Genomic DNA, 8,661 nt, shown 5'->3' on the forward strand with positions numbered 1-8,661 from the left:
GGGGAATTTCTATCGTGAAATATCATGATCATTTTGGACGTCCACTTGTAGCAATAACTGGTGTAGGCGTTGTCACATCACTAGGACGAGGAAAACATGAAAATTGGCAAAAATTAACAAGCGGTGTAAGCGGAATCCACAAAATAACACGTTTTCCCATTGAGGGATTAAACACATATATTGCTGGAACGATTGATTTCCTCAAAGAAAGTACGTTTGGTGCTTCAGCTCTCTCTGAGAAGCTTGCACATCTTTCTGCTGAAGAAGCTTTAGAACAAGCTACTATTGATAAAAAAAATTTTAATGGACCACTCTTTCTAGCTGCTCCTCCTGTTGAACTTGAATGGAAAGCACGTTTTAGTCTTGATCAAGAGGAAGAATTCAATAATGAGCCTTCTTATGCACATCTTCTTAAAGTCTGTAAAGATAAACTCCATGAGACGCTTTTTGAATCCACACAATTTGGTGCAATTGCAGAAAAACTTCAAAAAACATTTGGCACAAAAGGACTTCCTGTTACACTTTCCACTGCCTGTGCATCTGGTGCAACAGCAATTCAATTAGGTGTTGAGTCTATTAGACGGAGAGAGACAAATAGAGCTCTCATAATTGCGACAGATGGATCAGTTTCAGCAGAATCTCTTATTCGTTTTTCGCTACTATCTGCTCTTTCAACTCAGAATGAGCCTCCAGAAAAAGCAGCAAAACCCTTTAGCCGTGATCGAGATGGTTTTGTTATGGCAGAAGGCTCAGGCGCTCTTGTTCTTGAATCTCTTCAAAGCGCATTAAACCGTAATGCTACAGTTTTAGGAATTTTAGCTGGCTGTGGAGAAACCGCCGATGACTTTCACCGTACACGTTCAAAACCCGATGCATCACCAGCAATTGAATCCGTTCGCAAAGCTTTAGACGATGCAAAAATAACCATCAATGAAATTGACTATATTAATGCCCACGGAACTTCAACACCTGAAAATGAGAAAATGGAATATCTTGCATTATCAACAGTATTCGGTGATCTTTTAGAGCATATTCCTGTCTCTTCTAATAAATCAATGATTGGGCATACATTAACTGCAGCTGGTGCAATAGAAGCGGTTTTTTCGCTTTTAACCATTCAATCGGGAATACTTCCACCGACAATAAATTATGATAATCCTGACCCTACTATCCCTTTAGATGTTGTTCCTCATCATAGCCGTAAGTCCTGTGTCAATGCGGTTTTGTCAAACTCATTTGGATTTGGTGGTCAAAATATGAGTCTTGTTATCACTGCATATAAAGGATAATCCTTTAATAATAAAATTTTATAACGCTAACCAATAATATATTTAAGGGGGATGATAATGCGTGCACTGCAACTCTTCGATGATCGTCGGCTTGAAATCAGCAATATTTCCCCGCCATTTTCACCTAGTATAGGTGAAGTAACTGTGCGGATAAAAGCCGTTGCTCTTAATCATATTGATGTATGGGGATGGCGTGGCATGGCTTTTGCGAAAAGAAAAATGCCACTCATCATTGGTGCAGAAGCCTCTGGTGAGGTTATACAAATAGGAGATGGCGTTGAACATCTCCAACTTGGACAGATTGTCTCAATTTATGGTGCACAAACCTGCGGAGTATGCCAAGCTTGTCATGAAGGGCGGGATAATCTTTGCAGTAATGTAAAGGGAGTCTATGGTTTTCACCTTGATGGATTTGCGTGTGAGCTTGTCAATTTGCCAGCACGTTTATTAGTTCCATCACCTCCCCAATGTGATGAATTGCAAGCAGCAGTTGCTCCAATTACTTTTGGTACCGTAGAACATATGCTTTTCGATAACGCAAAACTACAAGCAGGAGAAACAATCCTGGTACAGGCTGGTGGCTCAGGTATTGGTTCTGCAGCCATTCAACTTGCAAAACACATGGGCTGTACAGTTATCACAACTGTAGGTTCAGATGAAAAAATTGCAAAAGCGCACTCTCTTGGGGCAGATCATGTGATTAATTATCGTAAAGATCGTTTTGAAGGTGTAGTGCGTAAATTAACCCAAAAAAAAGGTGTTGACGTTGTTTTTGAGCATGTTGGTGTCGATACATGGAACGGTTCTCTGTTATGTATGAAAAAAGGAGCACGTTTAGTGACTTGCGGTTCTACCTCTGGTGTTTCAGTACCAATAAATCTCATGCAATTATTCCAGCAACAGCTTAAGATATTCGGTTCATTTGGCTGCCGTATGGAAAATATGAAAAATGCCATGCAAAAAATGGCACAAAAAGCCGTACACCCTGTCATTGATACAATTGTTGGGCTGGATGAAATTGATACAGCTTTAAAACGAATGGAGAGTCGTGATGTTTTTGGTAAAATTATCCTTAAAATCGATTAAATCATGATGAAGCTTTCTCTTAAAAATCTCATATATCGTATTAAAATTATAGCTAAAAAAATATCCTACTTGTTATGGGCATATCTACTCTTTGGTTCTTTATTTATTCTAAAATGTTTTCCAGCCAAAATGGGAATTTCTTTTTTTGCTTGGTTAGCAAAAAAAATTGGTCCCCTTGTACATCGTCATCAAATCACACTTGCAAACCTTAGGAGTGCATATCCAGAAAAAGCAGAGCAAGAACTCCGTGCGATTGCAATAGAAATGTGGGAAAATATAGGACGTTTCCTAGCTGAATATATTTTTCTTGATAAAATTTTTGATTTTGATCCTCATGCAGACGAGCCAGGTTTCATTGAGGTTAAAGGCATTGAAATATTTGAGCGATTAAAAAATGAAAAAAAACCACATATTTTTTTCACCGCACATACTGGCAATTTTGAACTTCTGCCTATTTGTGCACAAAGTTTTGATCTTAATGTTACGGTATTATTTAGACCACCCAATAATCCCTATGTTGCCAAACGAATCCTTAAAGCACGACAAACTTCTATGGGACATCTTGTTCCCTCCAAGGCCGGTGCAGCATGGGCATTAGCAGCCAAATTAGAAGATGGTGAAAATGTTGGTATGCTCGTTGATCAAAAATTTCGCCGCGGTATCATGGGAACATTTTTTAACAGACCTCTTAAAACAAACCCCTTAATTATAAAACTTGCTCGACAATATGACTGTGATATTTATCCAGCACGTTGTATTCGTTTGCCTAGTGGACGTCATCGTTTAGAGTTATATGAACATGTAGAACTTCCACGTGATGAAAAAAATGATATCGATATAGCTGCTTCTACGCAAAAATTAAATGATATTGTTGAATCTTGGGTCCGTGAATATCCTGGACAATGGATGTGGTTACATAGACGTTGGGACATCTAACATAAGCTCTATTGCTTACAAAGGAAGTGCAAAATGTTAGCCTCAAAAGATATCAGAGATCTCACTACAATTATCACTGCATTACGAAACTCTGATAATGGTTGTATCTGGCATAAAAAACAAACTTTTGAATCCCTCATACCCTATATGCTCGAAGAAGTTTACGAAGTCATCGATGCCATTGAACGAAAAAATCGAAAGGATCTCTGTGAAGAACTTGGGGATCTTCTTTTACAAGTTGTATATCATGCTACCATAGCACAAGAAGAAGGCAGCTTTACTTTTGAAGATGTTGTTTATGCAATCACAGAAAAAATGATTCGACGCCATCCTCATGTTTTTGGAAATGCCGAGCAAAAAAAACGAGGATTTATAAAAGAGGAGTGGGAATATATAAAAAAAAGAGAACAGGTTGAACAAAAAAGAATGTGCGAAGAAAAAAACAACAATTCCTCCACAAGCATACTCGCAAAAGTAAAACAAATCCAGCCAGCAAACCAAGAGGCACTTGCTTTACAAGAAGCAGCAGCTAAAGTAGGTTTTGATTGGCAAAAAAGTGATAAAGTTTTTGAAAAAATAGAAGAAGAACTCGAAGAGCTCAAAGAAGCCATCAAAAATAAACAAAACTCAGAGATAGAAGCAGAGTTTGGAGATCTCTACTTTATACTCCTTAATCTCGCGCGCCACTTAGCGATTGATTCACAAAAAGCATTAAAAAAAACGAATATAAAATTTCGAAATCGTTTCGCCTATATTGAAGAAAAGCTATCCACTCAATCTAAAACACTCACTGACGCATCCTTGAATGAAATGGAAGAACTTTGGAAGCAAGCTAAAATGAACGATAAAAAATAGTAGATTTCTTCTACCTAAAAGAACAAGCCCCTCTAAAATTACTAAATTATAATTTAGCTCAGCTCAATTTGTTTTATATTGATCCTGCGTAGCAGGACGAAGTTCCACCGATTCGCCACACCCGCATGCTGAAACTTGATTAGGATTTTTAAAGACAAAACCCGACCGAAGCGTTGTCACTTCATAATCCATCTGCGTCCCTAATAAAAATAATACCGCATCATGTGCTACAAAAACACGGGCACCATTCACTTCAACAACATCCGCATCTATCCCCTTTTCTTTGACAAGAGTAATTGTATACTCCATCCCTGCACAACCACCTTTTTTGATACCAACAAGAATACCCTGTGCATCTTTTGCATCCATAATCGCTTTAACACGATCCACTGCTGCTTGCGTCAAATTTATTACCGAAAAACGGCTCATCCTTTACTCTTTTCTTAGTTCAATAGACACTTTGAAAGTTTTTCCTCTATAATATTTTATCTGATATTTTAGAAAAAAAAACGAAACATCAATTAAAGCATTCTGACCTTGTTTATTTGGATAAAAATACATACCCGTAAAATGAGATTTGTAATTATACAATCCAGAACTTACAATTTTTTATCCACATAAAATGCAAAATACCTCATCTATAAAACTCTAAAAAAACGAAACTTTTCAAAACCATACATTCACTCCTCTTCTTTTGAAAATCCTTATCTTTTTAGAAAAGTAACGATTAGGTAAGAAAACAATATACCTTCCGCACTCATTTGCTCCAATTCATACCCCTAAAGTCACCAATCTTACCCCCCTACTCACAATCTCAAAAGTAATTAAATGCATACATCTATTAACTATAAAGCTAAAAATTTAATGATCACAAAGAATTTTACAAATTCGTTATTTATCTTGAATTAACAACAAAATATTGATGTCCCAAATTTTTTACTTTCAAAAGCTCTAAGTGCAAAAGCATTTTAGATTTTATTCTGTTTATTTTTTCTCTTGCCTTTAAAGAAACAGTCATTTAATCGTTTTACACGAACTCGGAGCGTAGCGCAGCTTGGTAGCGCACTTGACTGGGGGTCAAGGGGTCGTGGGTTCAAATCCCGCCGCTCCGACCATTTTTAAAATGCTATAAAATAAGCTTACTTAAAAAGTGAATTATTATGCATTTCAATTGCACACACATGAACTTTTTCTTCAACGTAGAATAATGTGCAATGATATTTTATCATAAATTCGAGATAAGCTGTTTTATTAAAACGCGCTTCGTTCTTAGGAAAACACATACGAAACGCGAGACCTTTTGCCTCGCGTTTTTATTCTTCAGAAAAATTTATAGTTATCCGATCTCATATTTTCTAAATTTTCTTTACACGATAACGTCGCTGTTATCATTTTTTGTAATGGATGGTGACATCTGTACGGTTATCTTTTTGGGTTTTAATTCAGCTGGCATTTCCCTTTTAAGCTGAATATGAAGAAGCCCATCTCCAAGTTCTGCCCCAATAACCTTAACATGATCAGCCAAATGAAAACGCCGTTCAAAAGCACGCGAAGCAATACCTCGATAAAGGAATTCTCGCTCTTCATCATCATTTTTAGACTTTCTATCTCCCTTAACGATCAGCTGGTTACAATGCGTTTCAATATCAATTTCATCTTGAGAAAAACCAGCAACAGCCATAGAAATTCTATAAGAATCTTCAGTTAAACGCTCGATATTATAAGGGGGATAAGAAGAAACTTCGTCTGGTTGTGTTCTAGAATCAAACCAGTTAAAAAGATGATCAAAACCTACTGTGGAACGATAAAATGGTGAAAAATCTACTTGACGCATAATATTGCCCTCCTCTAGAGCGACTATAATTTATAATTAATTCACAAAGTTCCCACATGGCAAACTTACTTGTGAACCTGCGGCCCCATCATGGCAACCGCACTATATTATCTAGTAATCGTTTTTCTTTATTTCAACTCTTTGGGACCTAAATTGATAAAAACTATCTAAAAAGCAATATACCCCTTTTTTAATCCTCTTTCTTCATTACATAAATATCAAAGCACTAAACGGCAAATACACTGTAAAAAGGATTTCAATTGGAAACACCTCTTTATCCCATAGACTGGGGTTCCACTTCTCTTAATATCCATCATGATACTCTTAAAATAGCAATAGATCACGAAATTCGTTTTGCTATAACATATCCTGAGGTGAAAAAATCTAAGGGAACAATTGTTATTCTCAAAAGCTACGCAAATACTTTAGAAAAATATTTTTTATTAATAAATGAAATTTCTAAACGCGGTTTTCATACAGCAATATTTGACTGCTTTGATCAAAAAAAAATATCCTTCAAGATAAGAAAACAAAGACGATATCATTGTTTTGATATAAATAATGATATTAATGACTTATATAAATTTCTTAAAAATATTGTTTATCCTAATTGTCCGCCGCCTTACTCTATGCTCACCTATGGCATAGGTGGATTGATAGCACTTAGCGGATTAGATCTCATTAATCATCAGTTTAATAGATTGCTCTGTGTTTCTCCTCTTTTTGCTCCATTCGGCAATAAAACGAATAGTTTTCAACATAAATTAACACAATTTCTTTCTGATATAGGTCTTGGCTTTATATCAGTGAAAGATGGGAAAAAATTAAACAAGACAAAACAAAAAAATATACAATTGGGACACATACATAAAGTGCCGCTCCCTTCCATTAAGCCCCCAACATCCCAATGGATGGCTTCAGTATTTAATGCGATTGATTCTATGAAAAGAAATGTACTTCATGGAAATTTACGAATCCCAACACTCTTTATTCTTGCCAATCAAAACAATATTGCAAACAACATTGAAGTGCGGCAATTATGCCAACACACACGTCTAACAGAAAGTATTACTATTACAGGCGCTGAACTGGATACAATTATGGTTAACGAAGATTATAAAAAACAATTTTGGGCTGCATTTGATGCCTTTATTCCCGATAATGTATCTGTAAAATAACACTAAACCTTAATTTCCGCTCCACCCCATCAAAAAAGAAAATTTCTACGAGCATTGGATCTACAAACACTTTATAAATATAATAGATTTTTCTTTCCAACCACTCATATGATTCGTTTTCTAGCCTTTACAGGCAAGCCATGACCTAAATATTCACCACGCATTCTAATAAAAAACTAATATACAAAGTATATCATTACATTAAACAATATTATTTTACATCATAAAAAATAACTTAATAAAAAAACTATTTATATAAATAAAAATAATAAATATATCTTAATATAACATGATACATATTTACAAATAAAGCATCAAAATACTATTTTTGATATTTTATTAAGTGATAATTTAATATTATATCTAGGAAAACAATAGTTTTCATCTATTTAAGAAAAAAATGGAAATAAAGCGCATTTATAATATTTATTACAAATCTCTATAAAAATAAATAACTATAAAATTTCTATTTCTTAGGAGAACTTTTTAAAAACAATAAATTAACATAATATTCTTCTAATTTCTCGATATATGAAAACCCTACAATAACGGTTTTCATAAGTTTTTTAATGGAATTCTGATAATAATCAGTAACTTTAAAAGAAAAGATAGTAATGAATCATCTTAGTAGTTTTAGAGAACCCCTTCTTTTTTCAAAATCACATATATTTCGAATTTAACCAACTCACAACGAATATGCTGTATTTTGAATCAGAATGTAAGAATTAACCATTTTGCCATTCATTTCAATTATGAGCATTTTACCATCTTTTTTATAAATACTCTATATTGTATAATTGATGCGGCAAAACTCTGACAAATGGAGCCATTGGAATATAATCATGAAACGAATCCTGCTCGCAGAAGATGATAACGATATGCGTCGCTTTCTCGTAAAAGCCCTAGAACGTGCAGGCTACGAAGTCGCCGATTTCGATAATGGTATTAGCGCATATGAACGTTTACAAGAAGAGCCATTTTCCCTTCTCCTGACTGATATTGTGATGCCAGAGATGGACGGAATCGAACTTGCACGACGTGCGACTGAGATTGACCCCGATTTACGAGTAATGTTCATTACGGGTTTTGCAGCGGTAGCACTCAATTCAAATAGTGATGCCCCTCCTGATGCAAAGGTTCTCTCTAAGCCATTTCACTTACGTGAACTCGTCAATGAAGTTGAAAAGATCCTTATCGCTGCTTAAAAAGTATTTTTTAAAGTTATTTGCATCTGTTGAAAGAGAAAATAAAATTAGGCATTGACGTTTGGCATTCTATATGGTGTATGCAACATCAATGAATGGGCGTGTAGCTCAGCGGGAGAGCACTACGTTGACATCGTAGGGGTCACAGGTTCAATCCCTGTCACGCCCACCATTGCATTTTATATCAACAATAATTTATTGATTTTCCATATATTTTTTACAGTGAGGGACGCGTAAATAAAAGTTAGGGAATAGGATTTTTAACATTTCTCTATAAA

At 35.3% G+C, this 8,661-nt stretch carries 8 protein-coding genes and 2 tRNA genes; 8 read left to right on the top strand and 2 right to left on the bottom strand.

What is annotated here, in order from left to right; genetic code table 11:
* Nucleotides 1-14: 14 nt before the first annotated feature.
* From ACFIMX_RS08010 to mazG, 4 genes are read left to right on the top strand one after another with little or no spacing between them, the layout of a single operon-like run.
* Complete coding sequence (locus ACFIMX_RS08010) at nt 15-1,289, top strand: beta-ketoacyl-ACP synthase (protein ID WP_375618515.1); 1,275 nt, start codon at nt 15-17, stop codon at nt 1,287-1,289.
* Nucleotides 1,290-1,346: 57 nt separating this feature from the next.
* Nucleotides 1,347-2,375: a zinc-binding dehydrogenase gene (locus ACFIMX_RS08015; protein ID WP_375618516.1), complete on the top strand. Its 1,029-nt coding sequence runs from the start codon at nt 1,347-1,349 to the stop codon at nt 2,373-2,375.
* Nucleotides 2,376-2,381: 6 nt separating this feature from the next.
* Nucleotides 2,382-3,311 (top strand): lipid A biosynthesis lauroyl acyltransferase, encoded by a 930-nt coding sequence (locus tag ACFIMX_RS08020; protein ID WP_375640115.1) that lies wholly within the window; start codon nt 2,382-2,384, stop codon nt 3,309-3,311.
* Between the two features lie 33 nt (nt 3,312-3,344).
* A complete protein-coding gene (gene mazG, locus ACFIMX_RS08025; RefSeq protein WP_375640099.1) occupies nt 3,345-4,166 on the top strand; it encodes a nucleoside triphosphate pyrophosphohydrolase in 822 nt (273 codons plus the stop codon).
* 63 nt (nt 4,167-4,229) lie between these two features.
* Here mazG and ACFIMX_RS08030 read toward each other — a convergent pair whose 3' ends face one another.
* A complete protein-coding gene (locus tag ACFIMX_RS08030) occupies nt 4,230-4,595 on the bottom strand; it encodes an iron-sulfur cluster assembly accessory protein (protein WP_375618518.1) in 366 nt (121 codons plus the stop codon).
* Nucleotides 4,596-5,204: 609 nt separating this feature from the next.
* Between ACFIMX_RS08030 and ACFIMX_RS08035 the strand changes: the two genes are divergently transcribed.
* Nucleotides 5,205-5,281: transfer RNA gene (locus tag ACFIMX_RS08035), tRNA-Pro, on the top strand.
* A 251-nt stretch (nt 5,282-5,532) separates the two neighbouring features.
* Here ACFIMX_RS08035 and ACFIMX_RS08040 read toward each other — a convergent pair.
* On the bottom strand, nt 5,533-6,000 hold the full coding sequence (locus tag ACFIMX_RS08040) for an Hsp20 family protein (RefSeq protein ID WP_375613075.1): 468 nt from the start codon (nt 5,998-6,000) through the stop codon (nt 5,533-5,535).
* Nucleotides 6,001-6,260: 260 nt separating this feature from the next.
* Here ACFIMX_RS08040 and ACFIMX_RS08045 point away from each other — a divergent pair, with 260 nt between their 5' ends.
* The 3 genes from ACFIMX_RS08045 to ACFIMX_RS08055 all read left to right on the top strand — a co-directional run bounded on the left by ACFIMX_RS08045 (nt 6,261) and on the right by ACFIMX_RS08055 (nt 8,555).
* Nucleotides 6,261-7,178 carry a serine aminopeptidase domain-containing protein gene (locus tag ACFIMX_RS08045; protein ID WP_375694301.1) on the top strand — a complete coding sequence of 306 codons (918 nt, stop codon included), beginning with the start codon at nt 6,261-6,263 and terminating at the stop codon, nt 7,176-7,178.
* An 842-nt stretch (nt 7,179-8,020) separates the two neighbouring features.
* Nucleotides 8,021-8,383: a cell cycle two-component system response regulator CpdR gene (gene cpdR / locus ACFIMX_RS08050; protein WP_005773448.1), complete on the top strand. Its 363-nt coding sequence runs from the start codon at nt 8,021-8,023 to the stop codon at nt 8,381-8,383.
* A gap of 97 nt (nt 8,384-8,480) precedes the next feature.
* Nucleotides 8,481-8,555: transfer RNA gene (locus ACFIMX_RS08055), tRNA-Val, on the top strand.
* Nucleotides 8,556-8,661: the final 106 nt, after the last annotated feature.

The sequence above is a fragment of the Bartonella sp. AD24XZML genome (assembly GCF_042196485.1).
In the GTDB taxonomy this organism is placed as follows: Bacteria; Pseudomonadota; Alphaproteobacteria; order Rhizobiales; family Rhizobiaceae; genus Bartonella.

Coding starts and splice junctions, on each gene's coding strand:
- ACFIMX_RS08015 (WP_375618516.1), top strand. CDS start 1,347: ATGCGTGCACTGCAACTCTTCGATGATCGTCGGCTTGAAATCAGCAAT.
- ACFIMX_RS08020 (WP_375640115.1), top strand. CDS start 2,382: ATGAAGCTTTCTCTTAAAAATCTCATATATCGTATTAAAATTATAGCT.
- mazG (WP_375640099.1), top strand. CDS start 3,345: ATGTTAGCCTCAAAAGATATCAGAGATCTCACTACAATTATCACTGCA.
- ACFIMX_RS08030 (WP_375618518.1), bottom strand. CDS start 4,595: ATGAGCCGTTTTTCGGTAATAAATTTGACGCAAGCAGCAGTGGATCGT.
- ACFIMX_RS08040 (WP_375613075.1), bottom strand. CDS start 6,000: ATGCGTCAAGTAGATTTTTCACCATTTTATCGTTCCACAGTAGGTTTT.
- cpdR (WP_005773448.1), top strand. CDS start 8,021: ATGAAACGAATCCTGCTCGCAGAAGATGATAACGATATGCGTCGCTTT.